Raw genomic sequence first — 19,897 nt, forward strand, 5'->3', positions numbered from 1 at the left:
CGCGTCGAACCCGGATGAATTTATCCAGTGCGGCCCGGCAGTAGGTAATACTACGGCGCATGTCCGCAGACGCTCACACGATCCCCACGCCCCAGGCCACCTACGCGCAGCGCGTGGCCTTTGTTTCCGAGATCGCCGGACGCCTGCACAGCTACGGCACCACGGCCCAGCGCCTGGAAACGGCAGTGGTGGCACTGGCTCGCCAGCTCGATCTGGATTGTGAACCGTGGTCGAATCCCACCGGTATCATCCTCAGCTTCAGCGACCCGGCACAGGCGATCGGCTCCAGCGACATCACCCGCGTGATCCGCCTGGCGCCTGGCGAGAACGACCTGCACAAGCTCAGCGTCGCCGACCATATCGCCGAGGAAGTGTCCAACGGCCGGATGAGCATCGCCCAGGGCCACACCGCGCTGCGCCAGCTGGACAAGGATCCCGGCCGGCGCGGCAAGTTGCGCACCATCCTTTCGTTCACCCTCGGCGCTGCCGGCGTGGCCGGCATGTGGAAGCTGCCGTGGCTGGACATCGCCACCGCCGGTGTCATCGGCCTGATGATCGGCCTGCTCGGCATGGTCACCGACCGTCGCCCGGCCACCCGCGAAGCGGCCGAGGCGCTGGCGGCGCTGCTGGCCGGCATGGTCGCAACCCTGGTCGCGTCCTTTGTCGGCGCACTCAACCTCAACACGGTGATCATCGCCTCGCTGGTGGTGTTGCTGCCCGGCATGTCGCTGACCAATGCGGTCAATGAACTCGCCAGCCAGCACTGGGTCTCCGGTACCGCGCGCTTCGCCGGCGCGTTGACCACCATCATGAAGCTCAGCGTGGGCGCGATGATCGCGGTGACCCTGGCCGACGTACTCGGCCTGGACCCGGTGATCCGCGCCACGCGGCCGCAGGGGCCGTGGGTGGAGTGGGGTTCACTGCTGACCGCAGCATTCGCCTTCGCGATGTTGTTCAAGGCCAACCGCCGCGACTATCCCTGGGTAATCGCCGCCTCGGTGGCCGGTTATGCGATCTCCAAGTTCGGCGGCCACGCCTGGGGTGCGCCGGCCGGCATCTTCCTGTCGGCGATGCTGCTGACCGCCGGTGGCAATCTGTTTGGCCGCCTGGTGGGTCGACCGGGCGCGATCATCCGCCTGCCCGGCATCATCATGATGGTGCCCGGCAGCACCAGCCTGCGCGGCGTGCTGACCCTGGTCCAGCAGCAGGATGTCGGCGCTGGCCAGAGCGTGTTCCTCACCGTGCTCAACGTGGTGATGGCGCTGGTGGCCGGCCTGCTGTTCGGCAACCTGCTGATGCCGGCGCGCAAAACCCTGTAGAGCCGAGCCCATGCTCGACTTTGCATATGGATAGCCGAGCGTGGGCTCGGCTCTACAAACAAGAAACGCCGGCTTCCGCCGGCGTTTTTCATTGCAATCTGATCCTGGCCTCAGGCCTTCTTGATCAGGAAATCTTCCGGCTTCTTGTTGCCCTTGGCGGTCAGCTCGGCCATCCAGCGCGGCTGCTTGCCACGACCGGTCCAGGTTTCCTTCGGGTTGGCCGGGTTGCGGTACTTCGGTGCCACCTTGCCCAGCTTGCGGCCGGCGGTCTTGGACGGTGCCTTGGCTGCCGGGGCGGCCTTGCGCGCGCGCGGGGCCGGGGCGCCGCCGAACAGTTCTTCGATGGTGTAACCCTCGGTCTTGGCCAGCTTGGTCAGCTGGGCCCGGACCTTGGTGATTGGCCGGCGCTTGGCGACGATGGTCTGCTGCTTCTTGGCGGTGCGGATCAGGGCGCCCAGTTCGCGTGCCGACAGGCCGGTCAGGTCAATGCTCATTTACGGTTACTCCGGAAACTAATGTGTGGACGGGACGAGCCAGTCCATGGCGTCGCAGCACAGAATAGAGATGAATTATTCCAAGCACAAATGCAGACAGGACAGGGCTTGGCGACGTACCGGCTGCATTGCGTCGATTTTGACCGGATTATGTCCGCTGCAATATCGGTGACGTGGCGGAAACGCAAAAAAAGACCGGGGCATGCCCCGGTCCTTTCTGCGATCAGCCCTGCAGTCGCTGCAGCAGGGTGGCCTTGTCCAGGCTTTCCGCTTCGCTGGCGCGGCGCGAGCGGTACTCGTAGGTACCGGCGGCCAGGCCACGCTCGCTCACCACCACGCGGTGCGGGATGCCGATCAGTTCCATGTCGGCGAACATCGCGCCCGGGCGCAGGCCACGGTCGTCCAGCGCGGCATCGAGGCCGGCGTCGCGAAGTTCCTGCAGCAGGCTGGACGCTGCATCGGCGACGGCAACGTCGCCCTTCGGGTTGATCACGCACACCACCACCTGCCACGGCGCCATCGCGTCCGGCCAGATGATGCCGGCATCGTCATGGTTCTGTTCGATCGCGGCAGCCACCACGCGCGAAATGCCGATGCCGTAGCAGCCCATCGCCATCACCGCGGCCTTGCCGTTCTCGTCCAGCACGGTGGCATCCAGTGCTTCGGCGTACTTGCGGCCGAGCTGGAATACGTGGCCGACTTCGATGCCGCGGGCGATCTTCAGTTCGCCGCCGTCCAGCGCGCGGTCACCGGCACGCACGTTGCGGATGTCGGCCACTTCCGGTTCCGGCAGGTCACGGCCCCAGTTGACGCCGGCCAGGTGGAAACCAGCTTCGTTGGCGCCGACGACGAAGTCGGACATCGCGGCCACTTCGCGATCGGCGACCACGCGGATGGCCTTCGCAGGCGCGACCGGGCCGAGGAAGCCGGGCACGCTGCCCAGGTACTCGGCGATCTCTGCTTCGCTGGCAAAGCGTTGCTCGTCCAGGCCGGCGACCTTGGCCAGCTTGATCTCGTTGACTTCATGGTCGCCGCGCACCAGCACCAGCACGAACTGCTGTGCGTCGCCTTCGCCGGCGACCAGCGCCACCGACTTCACGGTGCGCTGCAGGTCGATGCCGAGCAGGGCCGCGACGTCCTCGCAGGTCTTCTGGGTGGGCGTGTCGACCTTGCGCATCGCTTCAGCGGCGGCCGCACGCGGGGCCGGATCGGCGCTGATCGCCGCTTCCATGTTGGCCGCGTAATCCGAGCCGGTGGAGAACACCAGCGCGTCTTCGCCGGAATCGGCGATCACGTGGAATTCCTGCGAGGCATCGCCGCCGATCGCACCGGAGTCGGCCTGCACCATGCGGAAATCCAGGCCGAGGCGGGTGAAGATGCGGCTGTAGGCCGACTTCATGTTCTCGTACTCGCGCACCAGGCATTCATCATGCAGGTGGAACGAGTAGGCGTCCTTCATCAGGAACTCGCGCGAACGCATCACGCCGAAGCGCGGGCGGATCTCGTCGCGGAACTTGGTCTGCACCTGGTAGAAGTTCACCGGCAGCTGCTTGTAGCTGGACAGCTCGCTGCGCGCGAAGTCGCAGGCGGCTTCTTCGGCGGTCGGGCTGTAGCAGAAGACCTGGTCCTTGCGGTCCTTGATCTTCAGCAGCTGCGGGCCGAACTTCTGCCAGCGACCGGTCTGCTCCCACAGTTCCTTCGGCTGGATGGTCGGGATCTGGAATTCCACGGCACCGGCACGGTCCATTTCCTCGCGCACGATGCGCTCGACCTTGCGCAGCACGCGCAGGCCCAGCGGCGACCAGGTGTACAGGCCCGATGCAAGCTTGCGGATCATGCCCGCACGCAGCATCAGCCGGTGGCTGGTGAGCTCGGCGTCGCTGGGAGTTTCCTTGGTGGTGTGCAGGTGGAACTGGGAGAGGCGCATCGTCGGCTTCGGATAACGGCAGAGACGCCTATTCTGCCAGCCCGGCCGGGGTGGGGGTACTGGCAGGGCTGCGCCCTGCACCCGCCTCAAGCAACGTCAACTGCAACTGCCGAAGCAACGGCAAAGGCGGACTTCCCGTGGGATGGCGGGGTGGGTCCGGTTGCGGGGGACGCCGTAAATACGTCCCTGTAGGCTCGGTCGCGCCATCCATGGCGCTCACGCCCCCGCAACCGGACCCACCCCGCCTTCGACGGTTTTCCGCGATCTGTCGCCCTTTTGTAGAGCCGAGCGATGCTCGGCTTTTCGATCAATTCTCGAAATATTCGATTTCCATGGAGATTCATCCACGCATGGCGTGGATCTACCACCGTCACCAGGAACCTGTCGGAGGTGGGGTGGTGTGGGCTGGCAGGACCGTTGGCGCCATGGATGGCGCCATCGAGCCCCCATGGAAGGGTTTACGGCGTGTCCTGCCAGCCCACACCGCCCCGCCAAACCCACAGAAAGCCCGTAGCCGGCTGTTGACGTTGCCGTTGCTTGAAGCAGGTGCAGGGCTGCAAGCCCTGCCGATACCCTCACTCCGCCGGGCAATACGCCTTGATGGCCGCTTCCGCCAACCCCTTCTGCGCGCTGCGCTGTTCCGGGGTCAACGCGGTATCGGGCTTGCCGTCGCCATCGGTGTCGTGCATCACCTGGCCGGAGCCTTCCAGCAGGGCCAGGTTGGCACGGGCGGTGCTGCACTGTTCCGGCACCGGCGCGGCCGGTGTCTCGGCGCTGGCCGCGGCCTGAGGGCTGCGGGCCTGCTCGCGGGTCTCGAATTTCTTGCCGGCCGGCGGGGTCTCCGAGTACTGGGTCACGCCATTGGCGTCCTTCCATTTATAGACCGGGCCGGCCACGGCGTTGGCACTGGCCAACAGCAGCAGGCATCCAAGGCAGGACAGGGCACGCATGGCAAACTCCATGGAATGGGCGTAGAACGCCGATTGCAGCATTGGCGCCGAGCACTGGCAAGTCGATTAAACTGGATTCCATGGACCCGATCACACCGCCGCCGCGTTCGCGCACGATTTACCTGCTGCCCAACCTGTTCACCACCGCCGGCCTGTTCGCCGGCTTCTACGCGATCATCGCCGCGGCCAACGGGGATTTCGTCAATGCCAGCATCGCCGTGTTCGTGGCAGCGGTGATGGATGGCCTGGACGGGCGCGTGGCGCGCCTGACCGGTACCAGCAGCGAATTCGGTGTGCAGTACGACTCGCTGGCCGACCTGGTCAGCTTCGGCATGGCCCCGGCGCTGGTGATGTACCACTGGTCGCTGTCGTGGCTGAAGTTCGATGACCCGCTGCTCGGGCGGGTCGGCTGGGCGGTGGCGTTCCTGTATGCCGCCTGCGCGGCACTGCGCCTGGCCCGCTTCAACACCCAGGTGGCGGTGGTCGACAAGCGCTGGTTCGTCGGCCTGGCCAGCCCGGCTGCGGCCGGCCTGATGATGTCCTTCGTCTGGGCCTTCGCCGATGGCAACCTGGGCTGGGACGGCAACCAGCTGCGCTATGTGGCGCTGGCGGTGACGATCGTCGCGGCGTTGCTGATGGTCAGCCGCATCCGCTTCTGGAGCTTCAAGGGCGGTGCTGCCAAGGGGGGGCGTTCCGACCGTGTGCCGTTCCTGGTGCTGGCACTGGTACCGGTGGCGATCGCCATCGCGGTCATCGATCTGCCGCGCGTGCTGTTCGCGGTGGGCATCCTGTACGCCTTGTCCGGCCCGGTGATGTGGGCCGTGCAGCGCCTGCGCAAGAAGCCCGAGGCCGCGTGAGCCAGGACCTGCCCGTGCTGTGGTCACCGGCCCAGCAGGCCTGGCTGCAGGCCATGGGTTACACCGTGTATCACGACGGCCAGCTGGCCGCCGAACTGGACGCCGCGCTGCAGTTGAGCGTGGCCGAAGCCGATGCGGCCGCAGCGGCTTCGGCGGAACCAGTGCGGGCGGGTTCGGCCTCCATGCGGGAACACCCTGCCGAAGCCGCAGCCGCTCCTCATCAGGGACGCCCGGCACCGCCGCGTCGCGAGACCCCCATCACCGCACCGGATACCGCGCCGGCACCGGTCCGTCCGCTGCCGGGCGGCAATGCACGGCAACCGGCGGTGCGGCTCCCGGATCGCCTGCAGATCGCACTGCTGCGTGCGTCCGGCTGCAATCCCAACGATCCCGCCACGCAGGCGCTGATGGACAGTTGGCCGCTGGACCAGCTGCGCCAGGATCCGGCCGCCAAGCGCGCTTTGTGGCCGCAGTTGCGTGCCCTGCGCAAGCGGGGCAGTGCATGAGCGCGGTCAGCCAGCCCGGCCCGGTCGGCCTGCGCGCATTGCGCGAGAGCGACCTCAATGCGGTGATGGCGATCGAAGTGCGTGGCTATCCGTTCCCATGGACCCGCGGCATCTTCGTTGATTGCCTGCGTGCCGGTTATCCCGGACTGGCGATGGAGCGCGATGGCCAGCTGATCGGCTACGGCGTGCTCAGCATTGCCGCCGACGAGGCACATGTACTGAACATCTGCATCGATCCGCTGGCGCAGTCGCGTGGGCTGGGTCGCCAACTGCTGCGCGCACTGGTGCAGCTGGCGGGCAACCGGGGTGCGCACCGCGTGTTCCTGGAAGTGCGTCCGTCCAATACACCCGCGCTGGCCCTGTACCACAGCGAAGGTTTCAACGAGATCGGCCGCCGTCCACGCTACTACCCGGCGGCACAGGGCCGCGAGGATGCGGTGGTGATGGCCATCGAACTGGTCGACGGCGACCTGCAGGCGATGCCGCCGTTGTAAGGGAGAAGGGGTGCCGCCCAGCGGCCGGCACTACCTCTACGCCAGCCGCAAGGCCAATATACCGCCCACGATGAGTGCCGCTGCCAGCCAGCGCGCACGCGGGATCCGCTCGCGCAGCAGGAACACCGAGATCAACAGCGCGAACAGGATGGACGATTCGCGCAGCGCTGAGACCATCGCCACCGGGGCCTGGGTCATCGCCCACAACGCCATCGCGTAGGACGCGGTGGTGCCGACGCCGCCGGCCAGTCCCAGCGGCCAATGCTGGCGCGCATAGTCCAGCACCGCGCCACCGCGGGTGTACAACGCCCAAAGTGGCAGTGGAATGCCCGACAGCAGGAACAACCACAGCGTGTAGCTGAGCGCACTGCCGGATTGGCGCGCACCCTGCGCATCGACCAGGGTGTAGGTGGCGATCATCGCCGCGGTCAGCAGTGGCAGGCGCAGTTGGCCGCCACGTGCACCCAGTGCCATGCACAGGATGCCGGTGCTCACCAGCACCACGCCCAGCCACGCGGCAGGGGGCAGCTGCTCGCCCAGCAGGGTGCCGGCCAGTGCAACCAGGATCGGCGCGCTGCCACGCATCAGCGGATAGGCCAGGCTCATGTCGACCTGCTGGTAGCAGCGTGCCACCAGGCCGTAGTAGGTCACCTGCAGCAGCACGGATGCAGCCAGCCAGGGCCAGCTGTGCGCGGCCGGGAACGGCAGGAAGGGCAGGGCGGCCGCCGACAGCAGTGCGGCGCTGCCGGTCACCAGCACGGTGCCGAGGAGCTTGTCCGGCCCGCGTTTGACGATCGCATTCCAGCTGGCGTGCAGGGCCGCAGCCGCGAGGACCAGCAGGAAGATGGAAAGAGGCATCGGGCGATGATGCCATGCCGGGAAAATGGAAACGCCGGGCATTGCCCGGCGTTTCCGATTCCGCATCGGTAGATGCCAACCTCTCCCGCCGTGGTAATTGCCAACCTTGGCTGGCACGCACCAGAGCGCGGCGCTTACAGCTTCGCGCGCTGCTCGCGCAGGCCGGCCAGTTGGGTATTCCAGTCGGCCAGTCGCACGCGTTCCTGCTCGACCACCGCCGGTGGCACCTTGTCGGTGAACCTGGCCAGCTTGGTCTCGCTCTTTTCCTTTTCGGCATCGACGCGGGCGATTTCCTTGTCCAGGCGCACGCGCTCGGCGTCGAGATCGACCAGGCCTTCCAGCGGCACCAGCAGCTTCAGTTCACCCACGATTGCGGCGGCGGCCGGCGGTGCGCTTTCACCTTCGGCCAGCCACTGGATGCTGTCCAGCTTCAGCAGGAACGACAGCGAGGCGCTGAAGCGTTCAATGCGCAGGCGGTCCTGTTCCAGGCCGGCCTGCAGGCGCAGCGGCACCAGCTTGGATGGGGCGACGTTCAGTTCGCTGCGCACGCGGCGCACCGCACTGATCACCGCCTTCAGCCATTCCACGTCGGCCTCGGCCTGGGCGAAATCGCCTTCGAACTCGGCCGCGGTCGGGTACGGGCGCAGCGACAGCGTGGTTTCGGCCAGGCCCAGGCGCGGGGCCAGCTGCTGCCACAGCTGTTCGGTGATGAACGGGGTCAGCGGGTGCAGCAGGCGCAGCAGCGCTTCCAGCACGTACAGCAGGGTGTGGCGGGTGCTTTCAGCATCGGCGGCGTCGGCACCGTTCAGGGCCGGCTTGCTCAGTTCCAGGAACCAGTCGCAGAACGCGTTCCAGGCGAACTCGTACAGGCACTGCGCCAGCAGGTCGAAGCGGTAGGCGGCGAAATGGCCCTGCGCTTCGGCGGTGGTGGCCGCCAGGCGCGCGAGGATCCAGCGCTCGGCATCGGTGCGCGGCTTGGGCACGCCGGTGAAGGCCGCGCCTTCAGTGTTCATCAGGGCGAAGCGGCTGGCGTTCCACAGCTTGTTGCAGAAGTTCTTGTAGCCCTCGGCGCGGTTCATGTCGAACTTGATGTCGCGGCCGTGGGTGGCCAGCGCGGCGATGGTGAAGCGCAGCGCGTCGGCACCATGGGCGGCGATGCCGTCCGGGAATTCCTTGCGGGTGGCCTTCTCGATCTTCTCCACCATCTTCGGCTGCATCAGGCCGCCGGTGCGCTTGGCGACCAGGTCGTCGATGGTGATGCCGTCGATGATGTCCAGCGGGTCAAGCACGTTACCCTTGCTCTTGGACATCTTCTGGCCCTGGCCGTCGCGGATCAGGCCGGTGAAGTAGACGTCCTTGAACGGGATCTTCCCGACCAGGTTGTCGGTGGCCATGATCATGCGCGCCACCCAGAAGAAGATGATGTCGAAGCCGGTGATCAGCACTGACGACGGCAGGTAGCGGTCGAAGCCACGCTCGGCCATGGCCTGCTCGTTTGGCCAGCCCAGGGTGGAGAACGGCCACAGCTGCGAGGAGAACCAGGTCTCCAGCACGTCGCTTTCCTGGTTCAGCACCACGTCGCTGCCGAGGTTGTTCTTCGCGCGCACTTCGTCTTCGCTGCGACCGACGTAGCAGTTGCCGGTGGCTTCGTCGAACCACGCCGGAATGCGATGGCCCCACCACAGCTGGCGGCTGATGCACCAGTCCTGGATGTTGTTCATCCAGTGGCGGTAGGTGTTGATCCAGTTCGGCGGCACGAAGGCGATGCTTCCGTCCTCGACCAGTTCCAGGCCACGCTTGGCCAGGTCGTCCATCTTCACGAACCACTGGTCGGTCAGGTACGGCTCGATCACCTGGCCGGTACGGTCGCCGCGCGGCACCTGCAGCTTGTGCGCCTTGGTCTCGACCAGGATGCCCAGGTCTTCCAGCTCGGCCAGCACGGCCTTGCGCGCTGCGTAGCGGTCCAGGCCCTGGAAACGCTCCGGTGCGTTCTCGTTGAGCGCCGCCACCGGGGTGAACAGGTTGATCATCGGCAGGCCGTGGCGCACGCCCACTTCATAGTCGTTGAAATCGTGCGCCGGGGTGACCTTGACCACGCCGGTGCCGAACGCACGGTCCACGTAGTCGTCGGCGATCACCGGCACGCGGCGGCCGGTCAACGGCAGCACCACGCTCTTGCCGATCAGATGGGCGTAGCGCTCATCTTCCGGGTGGACCATCACCGCGGTATCGCCCAGCAGGGTTTCCGGGCGGGTGGTGGCGACCACCAGGTAGTCGCGGGTTTCGCGCAGGGTTTCCACGCCGTCGGCATCGCGCTCGACGTGCTCGTAGCTCAGGCCTTCATCCAGCGTGTAGGCGATCGACCACAGGAAGCCATCTTCCTCGGCGCTCTCCACTTCCAGGTCGGAAATGGCGGTCTTCAGCACCGGGTCCCAGTTGACCAGGCGCTGGCCGCGGTAGATCAGGCCCTGCTCGTACCAGCGCACGAAGGCTTCGTTCACCGCGGCCGACGGCTGCGGGTCCATGGTGAAGGTGCTGCGCGACCAGTCGGCGGAGGTGCCGAGGCGGCGCATCTGGCGTTCGATGGTGTCGCCGGACTGCTGCTTCCACTCCCAGACCTTGCCGATGAAGCCTTCGCGGCCCAGCGAATCACGGGTCTCGCCCTTGCCTTCCAGCGCCAGGTTGCGGCTGACCACCATTTCGGTGGCGATGCCGGCGTGGTCGGTACCGACCTGCCACAGCGTGTCGTAGCCGCGCATGCGGTGGTAGCGCACAAGTGCATCCATCAGCGTCTGCTGGAACGCATGGCCCATGTGCAGCGTGCCGGTCACGTTCGGTGGCGGCAGCAGGATGGTGTACGGCTCGCCCGTGCCGGACGGCTTGAAGTGGCCGGCCTTCTCCCAGGCCTCGTAGAGGTCGGTCTCGAAGGACTTCGGGTCGTAGCTGGAGGCGAGTTGGGTCATGCGGGGGAACCAGGAGGTAATCGTTGAAGGATCAGGGCGCGGCGGCGGCCCATCAAGGGGGCCGGGGCGCGCTTACATGTCGTGCTTGTTCAGGTCGTAACCGGCGGCCTTGTACTGGCGCCAGCGTTCGCGCAGCGGTTCGCGCGCTTCCGGATCGGCCGGGACCACTTCCAGCACGCGTTCGCACTGGCCCAGCCAGGGCTCATCGCGCAGGTTGATCACCAGCGGGCGTGCCGGCGCGCCGGTGCCTGGTACGGCGATCAGCACCAGGGCCTCTTCCTCGTCCATGTCTTCGCCGGCGATCTGGTGCGGGATGTAGGCATCGTTGTCGAAGGCCCACAGCAGCTCGTCCAGCTCTTCGGCCTGGGCCTGGTCGCGGGCCAGCACCAGGGTGAACAACCCGGCGTCGTTGGCCTTGCGTGCCAGCTCGCAGACCAGGCGCAGTGGCTCGGTCAGGAAGCGGGGCTTGGCGATCAGGTAGAAGTCGGCGCGGGGCATGGCAGGGTCCGGGTCAGGCAGAAGCCCGGTCGTGCCGGGCGAGGCCCTGGCCGGCGTGGGCCGGCCAGGGTCGGGTACGGCATCAGGCGCGGGCGGCCTGGTCCAGCAGCCACTGGCTCAGCAGGCCGACCGGGCGGCCGGTGGCCATGCCACGCTTGCCTTCATCGCTGGCCACGCCGGCGATGTCCAGGTGCGCCCAGCGTTGGCCTTCGGCGAAGCGCGACAGGAAGCAGCCAGCGGTGATCGCACCGGCCCAGCGGCCGCCGATGTTGTAGACGTCGGCGAAGGTCGAATCCAGCATCGGCTGGTACTCGTCCCACAGCGGCAGGCGCCAGGCGCGGTCGAACACGTGCTCGCCGGCAGCCAGCAGCTCGTTGGCCAGGTCGTCGTGCTTGGTCATCAGGCCGGCGGTCTGGTGGCCGAGGGCGACCATGCAGGCACCGGTCAGGGTGGCGACGTCGACCAGCGCGGCCGGCTCGAAGCGCTGTGCGTAGGTCAGCGCGTCGCACAGGATCAGGCGGCCTTCGGCGTCGGTGTTGCCCACTTCGATGGTCTTGCCCGACATCGAGGTGATCACGTCAGATGGACGGTAGGCGTTGCCATCGATCGCGTTTTCAACGGCCGGCACCACCACGACGAGGTTCAGCGGCAGCTTGGCCTTCACGGCCGCGACGAAGGTGCCGATGACGTTGGCGCCACCGCACATGTCGTACTTCATCTCCTCGATGCCGCCTTGGGTCTTCAGGTTGACGCCACCGGTATCGAAGGTGATGCCCTTGCCGACCAGCACATAGGGCTTGGCGTCGCCGCCACCGGTCCACTTCAGCACGACCAGACGCGGACGGTTGGCCGACCCGCGGGCCACGGCCAGCAGCGAGCCCATGCCCAGCGCTTCCATCTGGGTCTCATCCAGGATCTCGGCCTCGGCACCGTCGTGCTCGCCGGCAAACTTCACGCCCACTTCGGCCAGGTAGGCCGGGGTGCAGTAGTTCGGTGGCAGGTTGCCCAGTTCGCGGGCGAACTCGACACCGGCGGCGATGGCCTGGCCTTGGGCCAGGGCCTGGGCGTCGTCACCGGCAATGGCCAGCTGGGCCAGGCCGGCGTCGTCGGCCTTCTTCTTGCCCAGCGTGGCGGTGTAGCGGTAGGCGGCGTGATCGGCGGCGATCACTGCCTGGCGGATCGCCCAGGCCGCGTCGCGGTCCTTGATGGCCACTTCGGACAGGGTGAACAGTGCGCTGCGGGTAGCGCCGGCCTTCAGCGCGCGCACGGCGTCGCCAACGGCCTTCAGGTACTGCGGCACGCCGAAGCGGGCGGCATCGCCCAGGCCGACCACCAGCACGCGCGGGGCGGTCACGCCCGGCAGGTCGTGCAGCAGGGTGGTGGCGCCGGTCTTGCCGGACAGGTCGCCGCGCTGGGCCAGCGAGGCCAGGCGGCCGCCGCTGGCAGCGTCCAGGGCCTGTGCGGCCGGGGTCAGGGTATGGTCGGCGTAGGCGCCGACCACCAGGCAATCGACGGTGGCGGCGGCCGGAGCAACGTGGTTCAGGGTGAATTCGAGGGCCATTGAGCAGATTCCATTGGCGAGTCCGTACAATCGCAGGCCGTTTACGCCCAGACAGTAGACTGGGCGGCACCGCGAACGAACCCCAGAGTTTAAACCACCGCCCCATGCTGAAGCTCGACCGATACCTGCTGGGCGATTTCGTCCAGAGTTTCCTGGCTACCCTGATCGTCCTGCTGGTCGTCAGCGTAGGCGGCGTGCTGGTGGACATCCTCGGCAACATCGCCGACGGGCGTCTGCCGGCCAAGCTGCTGTTCTCCCAGCTGGGCCTGCAGTTCATCGCCTACCTGCCGCTGATCCTGCCGCTGGCGCTGATGCTTGGCCTGCTGCTGGCGGTCGCCCGCCTGTACCGGGACTCGGAGATGGCGGTCATCACCGCCATTGGCGTGGGCCCCAAGCGCCTGCTGCGGCCGCTGCTGATGCTGGTGGTGCCGGTGGTGCTGCTGGTCGGCGCCTGCTCGCTGTGGCTGGGCCCGTGGGCCGGCCGGGTGGCCGAGCAGATGATCGTCGAGGCCAACCGCAGCGTGCTGATGGCCGGCCTGGAGCCGGGCCGCTTCACCCAGCTGCCCAATGGCGGCGTGGTCTACCTGTCCTCGATCTCGCCCGATGGCACCCAGCTGGGCAAGGTGTTCCTGCAGCGGCAGAAGGATGACCGGCTGGAGGTGGTGTCGGCCAACGGCGGCCGCATGTTCTTCGAGGGCACCCGCCAGCGCTTCCTGGAGCTGGATGACGGCCACCAGGTGGAAGGTCCGGTGGCCGGTGCGCTGGACTACCGGTTGGCGACCTTCGCCCGCAACGACGTGGCCCTGCCTGATGGCGCGCAGACCCGCACCGAGGATGACCCGGAACTGATGCCGACGCTGAAGCTTATCGGTGACGAGCGCCCGCAGGCGCAGGCACAGCTGCACCGTCGCCTGGCACCACCGCTGATCGCGCTGGCGTTCGCCCTGCTGACCGTGCCGCTGGGCCGCAGCTCGCCGCGCCAGCAGCGCTACGGCCGGATGATGCTGGCCCTGATGGCCTATATGGTCGGTACCAACCTGATGTTCATCGGCAGTGGCTGGATTGCCAACGGCAAGATTCCGCCCGCGCTGGGCCTGTGGTGGCTGACTCTGCCGCTGCTGGCGCTGGCGATCTGGATGTATGCCCGTGATGGCCGCCTGGGCCGCCCGAAGGGAGCCCGCGCATGAGGCTGCGCCCGATGCGTTTCGATCTGTACCTGGGCCAGTCGGTGTTCACCACCGTACTGCTTACCTGGGCGGTGCTGGTCGGCCTGGACGTGGTGATGGCGTTCTCCGGCGAGTTCAAGGACATCGGCAAGAACGGCTACACCCTGGGCCATGCCGCCGCATGGGTGCTGTACACGGTGCCCCGCCGCGCCTACACGATGTTCCCCACCGCAGCGGTGATCGGGGCACTGATGGGCCTGGGCCAGCTGGCGGCGACCTCGGAGCTGACCGCGCTGCGTGCGCTGGGCCTGTCGCGGAAGCGCCTGAGCGTATCGGTGGCCATCGCGCTGTCGTTGCTGACCGCAGTGATGGTGCTCAGCGCCGAGACATTGGGCCCCTGGGGCCAGGACCGCGCCGATGCGCTGAAGTCCAGCGCCAAATGGGGGCGGGACATTTCCAGCAGCCGCTACTCGGGCCTGTGGGCGCGCGAAGGCGATACCTTCCTCAGTGCCGTCGCAGGCGAAGAGCAGCTGGTGGGCGACAAGGGCACGCGGCTGATCCTGCGCGACGTGCGCCTGTACCGCATTGCCGAGGACGGCCGGATCGCCTCGTTGACCCATGCCGACACCGTCGAGCATGACAAGGACGGCTGGATACTGACCGGGGTGCGCCGCGACACCTTCGGCGAGCGCTCGGTGACCCGCCAGGAAGTGGCGCGTGAGCCCTGGAATTCGAAGCTGGACCCGGCGGCGCTGGCTACCGGCATCGCCAAGCCACGCAATCTCAGCCTGGCGGAACTGAGCACCAGCATCGCCTATCGCGAGCGCAACGGCCTGGATGCGCGCGATTTCGAGGACGTGTACTGGAGCCGCTGGTTCTACCCGGTGAACGTGCTGGCGCTGTGCCTGGCGGCGGTGCCGTTCGCGTTCGGCTCGCTGCGTAGTGGTGGCATGGGCAAGCGCCTGTTCCTCGGTATCCTGTTCGCGCTGGGCTTCTGGCTGCTGCAGCTGTTCTTCGGCCGCATGGCCGGCGCGTTGAAGTTCGATTTCCGCATTGCCTATGCGTTGCCGCCGATCGTGATGCTGGCGGTATCGGGATTGCTGTTCCGGCGGAAATCGGGCTGATCGTGATTGTTGTAGAGCCGAGCCCATGCTCGGCTGCTTTTCGCTCACCGCTCGTCAGCCGAGCATGGGCTCGGCTCTACAGGTCGTGCATCAGCGCTTCGGTATCCGCATCAGGTGGGTGCCGCTGGCGCGGTCGTGCCAGGTCAGTCGCTGGCGGTCGATCCACGCCCACCAGAATCCCAGGCCGCCCAGCAGCAGTGACAACGTGCCCACGGCGAAACGCAGCCAAAGCTGCGTGCGTCGCAAGGGCGCGCCATCGCTCGATTCCAGCTTCAACCGCCACGGCCGCATGCCCAGTGTCTGTCCGCCGCGGCGCCAGCTGGCCGTGGCATACCCCCCCGTGATCAGCCAGCACACTGCCCACAGCAGCCACTGCCAGGCGCTGAACGGTGCAATGTTCTCGCGCTGGGCGTGGCCGCTGAAGGTGTAGGCCAGGGTGAACAGGGTGCCGGCCAGCATCCACAGCGCCAGCACCGGCAGCGCGTCGTAGACCATCGCCAGCGCACGCCACAGCAGCAAAGCGCGTGGGCGGGGCAGCTCGGTAGCGGCCGCAGGGACCGTATCAATGACGGGACGGGACATGAGCCGAGCATACGCAATGCTGGCCGCATCCGCAGTGGCCCTCGTATCCTGCACGCATGGCTTCTGTTTCCACCCCCGCCGAACGCCGCCAGCTGGTGCAGCAACTGCCGGAACTGCGCGCCGATGACAGCGTGCGCATCCAGCGTTTCCTCGATGCGATCTGGGCCGAGAACGGCCTGGCCCGCGCCACCCTCGACAGCTACCGGCGCGACCTGGAAGGGTTGGCACGCTGGATGGACGGGCGCGACGGTGGCCTGGCCGGCATCGAGCGTCCCGGCCTGTTCGACTACCTGGCCTGGCGCACCCGGCATGGCTGGTCGCCGCGAAGCAATGCCCGCCTGTTGTCGGCGTTGCGCGCGTTCTTTGCCGATGGCGTGCGCCGGGGCGACCGCAGCGAAGACCCCAGCGCGCTGCTGGACCCACCCAAGCTGCCTCGGCTGCTGCCCAAGGCACTGGCCGAGAGCCAGATCGACGCGCTCCTGGCAGCACCCGATGTCGACAGCCCGCTGGGCCTGCGCGATCGCGCCATGCTGGAGCTGATGTATGCCGCCGGCCTGCGCGTGAGCGAACTGGTGCTGCTGCCGGCCACTGCGGTCAACCTGCGCCAGGGCGTGCTGCGGGTCACCGGCAAGGGCAGCAAGGAGCGGCTGGTGCCGCTGGGCGAGGAATCCCAGCATTGGCTGGAGCGTTACCTGCAGCAGTCCCGGCCGCAGCTGGTCGGCAAGGGCAGGGTACAGGCCTTGGCGGATGGGCAGACCCCGCTGTTTGTCGAAGCGACGTTGCATGCGCTGACCCGGCAGGCGTTCTGGCACCTGGTCAAGCGCTACGCGCAGATTGCCGGTATCGACCCGGTGCGGATCAGCCCGCATGGCCTGCGCCACAGCTTCGCCACCCACCTGCTCAATCGTGGCGCCGATCTGCGTGCGCTGCAGATGCTGCTTGGCCACAGCTCGTTGTCGACCACCCAGATCTACACCCTGGTGGCGCGCGAGCACCTGCAGAAACTGCACGCCCGGCATCATCCGCGTGGATGAGCGGTGGCCTGAACCTTGGCCCCGGGCGGTGCGCGGCGTCGCGGCCCGGTGCCGGTGGCTGTGTCAGAATCCGAGGTCTTCTTCTGCCGCGGACCGTTCCATGCTCCGATTTGCCATCGCCGCCGTGTTCGGCGCGCTCAGCCTGACGGCCTGTGCCCAGCCCGCGCCGCCGGCCGCCAAGGCCCCTGCTACCACTGCGGCCAAGGCCAGCCCGGCCGCCAACGCGTCGGCCGACCAGGCCGTGCGTGCCGCGCTGACCGCGCTCAATCCCGGTTTCCAGGTGGATTACATCGGCGCTGCGCCGTTCCCCGGCTTCCGCGAGGTCGTCGTGTCCGGCCAGTTGCTGTACGTGTCCGATGATGGCCGCTACCTGTTCCAGTCGCAGCCGTATGACACCCGCGCCAAGGGCCCGGCCAACAGCGAAGGCCTGCTCGGCTACCGCCGCGATCTGCTGGCCAAGGCCAACCATGGCGACCGCATCGTGTTTGCTGCCCCGAACGCCAAGTACACCATCAGCGTGTTCACCGACATCGAATGCGGTTACTGCCGCAAGCTGCACCAGGACATCGCCGAGCTCAACCGCAACGGCATCTCCGTCGAGTACCTGGCGTTCCCGCGCATGGGCCTGGGCAGCAAGGACTACACCGACATGATCTCGGTCTGGTGTGCGGCTGATCGTCGCCAGGCACTGACCAACGCCAAGCGCGGTGGCAGCGTGCCGGCCAAGAACTGCACCAACCCGGTAGCGATGCAGTACGCACTGGGCCAGCAGCTGGGCGTGAACGGCACGCCGGCGATCTTCGCCCCCGACGGCACCCAGCTGGGGGGCTACCTGCCGCCGGCACAGCTGCGTGCGGCGCTGGAAAAGCTGTCGGCCAAGCGCTGATCACCGCCGACCTTTTCCTGTAGAGCCGAGCCCATGCTCGGCTGCGGAAGCATCAGCAGAGCATGGGCTCGGCTCTACAGGTGGGAAGCCGGGAATGCGTGTCGCATCCCCGGCTTTTCTGCTTACTTCAGGCCATCACTGACCGCCTTGGTCAGCGTGCCCTGCGCATCGTCACCACTGAACTCCCAGACGAACGCACCGCCCAGGCCCTGGGTCTTCACGTAACCCATCTTGCGGGTGATGTTGGCCGGGGTGTCGAAGCTCCACAGCGTGCTGCCGTTGTAGATCCAGGTGGCACCGGCGGTGTTGTCGGTGTAGCCCGGCCACGCCAGGTTCTTCAGCACCTTCCAGTCCTCGATGCCGGCCTCGTAGGTACCCGGGGCGGCGCCGGTCGCGGTCTGGTACAGGCCGTTGTTGGCGTTGGCCACGCCGGTCCAGCCACGCCCGTAGTAGCCGATGCCCAGGTTGAGCTTGGCGGCGGGAACGCCTCGGCTGATGAAGGCCTCGATGGCGTCGTTGCTGTTGTACAGCTTCTGGTCGCCGGTGGACGGATCATTCGGCGAATCGAACAGTGCGGACTGGTGATTGGTCTTCGCGTCCCACGCGCCGTGGAAGTCGTAGGTCATCACGTTGATGTAGTCCAGGTACGGGTGGTACGCGGCCGGATCGGTGACGCGGATCTTGTCGATGCCCGCACCCACCGCCACCGTCAGCAACAGGCCCGGACGCACTGCATCGAGCTGGCGGCGGAACTCGGCCATCAGCGCGGTGAAGTTGGCGTTGTCTTCCGGCTTGCCGCACTCGATGCCGCACGCCACCGGGTATTCCCAGTCGATGTCGATGCCGTCGAACACGCCCAGCGCGGCACCGGCGCCACCGGCACCGTCGGTCACCGGCAGGTTGCCCTTGATGTAGGCATCGATGCACGAGGCGACGAAGGCCTGGCGGTTTTCCGGGCGTGCCGCGCTGGAGAAGCCGCGCGACCAGGTCCAGCCACCCAGCGAGATCAGCACCTTCATGCCCGGGTACTTGGCCTTGAGCTGCTTGAGCTGGTTCCAGTTGCCGCGCAGCGGCTGGTCCCAGGTATCAGCGCTGCCGCTGACGCTCTCGGCGGCGCTGAAGGCCTTGGTGTAGTCGGCGAAGGCATCGCCACCGGCACCACTGTTCGGATCCGACGGCTGGGTGATGCCCACTTCGCAGCGGTTGTTGCGCACGTTGCCGAAGGCGTAGTTGATGTGGGTCAGGCGTGCGGCCGAACCGCTGCTGTCGATGTTCTTGACCCGGTAGTTGCGGCCGTAGATGCCCCACTGGGTGAAGTAGCCGATGACCCGCTTGCCGGTGGTGCCGCCGTCGCCGGCCAGCGTGGTGGCGCTGATCTCGGTGCCTTGGGCGGACGCGTTGCCGGCGTTGTCGCGGGCACGCACGCGGTAGCGATAGGTGGTGGATACGGTCAGGCCACCATCGACATAGCTGGCGCTGGACGGCGAACCGACCAGGCTGCCATTGCGGTACACGTCATAGCCGGCCACGCCGCTGCCACCGGTGTTGTCGGTGGACGGGCTCCAGCTGAGCGCGATGCTGTTGGCGGTACGCGTGCCCACCGTCAGCCCACCGGGCACGCTCGGCGCGGTGGTATCCCCACCGGCGGCGTTGACGGTGATGGTGATGGTCGACGTGCTGCTGGTGGCGTTGTTGTTGTCGGTGGCCACCGCGCGCAGGGTGTGGCTGCCGGCGCTGGCATTGGCCCAGCTGGCCGCATACGGCGCACTGGTGGCGATGCCCAGCGAGGCGCCGTCGCGGAAGAACTCGACCTTCGCGACGCTGCCGTCCGGGTCGCTGGCGTTGGCGGTCACGTTGACCGTGCTGCCGGCGCTGAAGGTGGCGCCGTTGGCCGGCGAGGTCAGGCTGACCACTGGCGGCTGGTTGGTTCCGCTGCCATCGCAGGCACCGAGGTTGGTGTAGTAGGGCGCGCCGGCCGGATGGTCCGGCGGCGCGTTCCAGATGTCCTGGTTCGCCCGATAGAGGACGCCTCCTTTCTGGAGGGTATCGCCGGCCCGGTAGATCTTGGCCTGGTCCCACTGGGCCACGCCGGCACAGCTGGCGGCCTGCGCCAGGCCGGGCAGGGCGGCGGTACCGGCGGCCAGGGCAAGCAGCCAGGCCAGGCGGCGGGGACGACAGCTTCGGGTCGCACGTTCGGCACTGCGCACAATCGGGTCGTACATGGGTAAGTCTCCGATCAAAGGGCGCGCGGGCCCCGATGGCGCCGCGCGTGACGCAGGTCCGGGCGTCGCCCGGGAAGGCGACGGAGGGGGCGGACGGGGTACCTGGGAGGCCGGGGAGAGAGTCCGGCGCCAGGTAGGGACAACGTTGTCATCAATTGTGTGGTCAATCCGTGAGCAAGCGCATGGTTCCGGGATTCAGGCGGAGAGCGCGCTGCGCGCGGTCGGCGGCCATCGGCGGAGCCCCTCGTGGCTGGGGCTTTCCGCGAACAGGGGATTTCTGGAGGTTGGCCGGGTGGGTGGGCTGCGCAGGGGACGCCGTGAATACGTCCCTGTAGGCTCGGGCGCGCCATCCATGGCGCTTACGCCCCTGCGCAGCCCACCCGCCCGGCCACGGACAGGTTCCTGCGCGGCCAGCCACGGAAGACAGAACAAAAAGTCAAAAGCAGAAGCCGGTCG

17 protein-coding genes are annotated in these 19,897 nt (G+C 67.5%); 8 read left to right on the forward strand and 9 right to left on the reverse strand.

The features are described from left to right. Positions 1-59 precede the first annotated feature (59 nt). Entirely contained in the window at positions 60-1,319 is a 1,260-nt protein-coding gene (locus AASM09_RS02865; RefSeq protein ID WP_049427914.1) for a threonine/serine ThrE exporter family protein, read from the forward strand. 110 nt (positions 1,320-1,429) lie between these two features. Here AASM09_RS02865 and AASM09_RS02870 read toward each other — a convergent pair whose 3' ends face one another. The 3 genes from AASM09_RS02870 to AASM09_RS02880 form a co-directional block, all read right to left on the reverse strand. Beyond that, entirely contained in the window at positions 1,430-1,813 is a 384-nt protein-coding gene (locus tag AASM09_RS02870; protein ID WP_005408004.1) for an H-NS family nucleoid-associated regulatory protein, read from the reverse strand. A 223-nt stretch (positions 1,814-2,036) separates the two neighbouring features. Then, positions 2,037-3,740, reverse strand: a complete 1,704-nt coding sequence (locus AASM09_RS02875; protein WP_049427911.1) for a proline--tRNA ligase — start codon at positions 3,738-3,740, stop codon at positions 2,037-2,039. A 575-nt stretch (positions 3,741-4,315) separates the two neighbouring features. Then, positions 4,316-4,690 (reverse strand): DUF4124 domain-containing protein, encoded by a 375-nt coding sequence (locus AASM09_RS02880; protein ID WP_049427395.1) that lies wholly within the window; start codon positions 4,688-4,690, stop codon positions 4,316-4,318. A gap of 80 nt (positions 4,691-4,770) precedes the next feature. Here AASM09_RS02880 and pssA point away from each other — a divergent pair, with 80 nt between their 5' ends. From pssA to rimI, 3 genes are read left to right on the forward strand one after another with little or no spacing between them, the layout of a single operon-like run. Next, positions 4,771-5,547, forward strand: coding sequence for a CDP-diacylglycerol--serine O-phosphatidyltransferase (pssA, locus tag AASM09_RS02885; protein ID WP_046983850.1), 777 nt, complete (start codon positions 4,771-4,773; stop codon positions 5,545-5,547). Continuing rightward, the gene (locus AASM09_RS02890; protein WP_049427392.1) at positions 5,544-6,053 is read left to right on the forward strand and encodes a hypothetical protein; all 510 of its coding nucleotides are present in this window, start codon (positions 5,544-5,546) and stop codon (positions 6,051-6,053) included. Before pssA ends, AASM09_RS02890 begins: the two co-directional genes overlap by 4 nt. Continuing rightward, positions 6,050-6,547, forward strand: a complete 498-nt coding sequence (rimI, locus tag AASM09_RS02895) for a ribosomal protein S18-alanine N-acetyltransferase (RefSeq protein WP_049427388.1) — start codon at positions 6,050-6,052, stop codon at positions 6,545-6,547. Before AASM09_RS02890 ends, rimI begins: the two co-directional genes overlap by 4 nt. A 36-nt stretch (positions 6,548-6,583) precedes the next feature. On the opposite strand, the gene AASM09_RS02900 is transcribed toward rimI, so the two are convergent. The 4 genes from AASM09_RS02900 to AASM09_RS02915 form a co-directional block, all read right to left on the reverse strand. Beyond that, positions 6,584-7,405: an EamA family transporter gene (locus tag AASM09_RS02900; RefSeq protein ID WP_049427384.1), complete on the reverse strand. Its 822-nt coding sequence runs from the start codon at positions 7,403-7,405 to the stop codon at positions 6,584-6,586. Between the two features lie 134 nt (positions 7,406-7,539). Continuing rightward, on the reverse strand, positions 7,540-10,368 hold the full coding sequence (locus AASM09_RS02905) for a valine--tRNA ligase (protein ID WP_049427382.1): 2,829 nt from the start codon (positions 10,366-10,368) through the stop codon (positions 7,540-7,542). Positions 10,369-10,440: 72 nt separating this feature from the next. Beyond that, on the reverse strand, positions 10,441-10,866 hold the full coding sequence (locus AASM09_RS02910) for a DNA polymerase III subunit chi (protein WP_049427379.1): 426 nt from the start codon (positions 10,864-10,866) through the stop codon (positions 10,441-10,443). 82 nt (positions 10,867-10,948) lie between these two features. Continuing rightward, positions 10,949-12,427, reverse strand: coding sequence for a leucyl aminopeptidase (locus tag AASM09_RS02915; protein ID WP_049427377.1), 1,479 nt, complete (start codon positions 12,425-12,427; stop codon positions 10,949-10,951). Positions 12,428-12,531: 104 nt separating this feature from the next. On the opposite strand from AASM09_RS02915, the gene lptF reads away from it, so the two are divergent. Together lptF and lptG are read left to right on the forward strand one after the other, a co-directional pair. After that, positions 12,532-13,614, forward strand: a complete 1,083-nt coding sequence (gene lptF / locus AASM09_RS02920) for an LPS export ABC transporter permease LptF (RefSeq protein ID WP_049427375.1) — start codon at positions 12,532-12,534, stop codon at positions 13,612-13,614. Beyond that, positions 13,611-14,717, forward strand: coding sequence for an LPS export ABC transporter permease LptG (gene lptG, locus AASM09_RS02925; RefSeq protein ID WP_049427372.1), 1,107 nt, complete (start codon positions 13,611-13,613; stop codon positions 14,715-14,717). Before lptF ends, lptG begins: the two co-directional genes overlap by 4 nt. 90 nt (positions 14,718-14,807) lie before the next feature. Here lptG and AASM09_RS02930 read toward each other — a convergent pair whose 3' ends face one another. Beyond that, positions 14,808-15,299 (reverse strand): RDD family protein, encoded by a 492-nt coding sequence (locus AASM09_RS02930; RefSeq protein WP_049427371.1) that lies wholly within the window; start codon positions 15,297-15,299, stop codon positions 14,808-14,810. A 56-nt stretch (positions 15,300-15,355) separates the two neighbouring features. Between AASM09_RS02930 and xerD the strand changes: the two genes are divergently transcribed. Beyond that, positions 15,356-16,333: a site-specific tyrosine recombinase XerD gene (gene xerD / locus AASM09_RS02935; RefSeq protein WP_049427369.1), complete on the forward strand. Its 978-nt coding sequence runs from the start codon at positions 15,356-15,358 to the stop codon at positions 16,331-16,333. 100 nt (positions 16,334-16,433) lie between these two features. Further along, positions 16,434-17,219 (forward strand): DsbC family protein, encoded by a 786-nt coding sequence (locus AASM09_RS02940; RefSeq protein ID WP_049427368.1) that lies wholly within the window; start codon positions 16,434-16,436, stop codon positions 17,217-17,219. Between the two features lie 122 nt (positions 17,220-17,341). Here AASM09_RS02940 and AASM09_RS02945 read toward each other — a convergent pair whose 3' ends face one another. After that, positions 17,342-19,441, reverse strand: coding sequence for a glycosyl hydrolase family 18 protein (locus AASM09_RS02945; protein ID WP_049427365.1), 2,100 nt, complete (start codon positions 19,439-19,441; stop codon positions 17,342-17,344). Positions 19,442-19,897 lie beyond the last annotated feature (456 nt).

The sequence above is a fragment of the Stenotrophomonas maltophilia genome (genome assembly GCF_039555535.1).
GTDB lineage: Bacteria > Pseudomonadota > Gammaproteobacteria > Xanthomonadales > Xanthomonadaceae > Stenotrophomonas > Stenotrophomonas maltophilia_Q.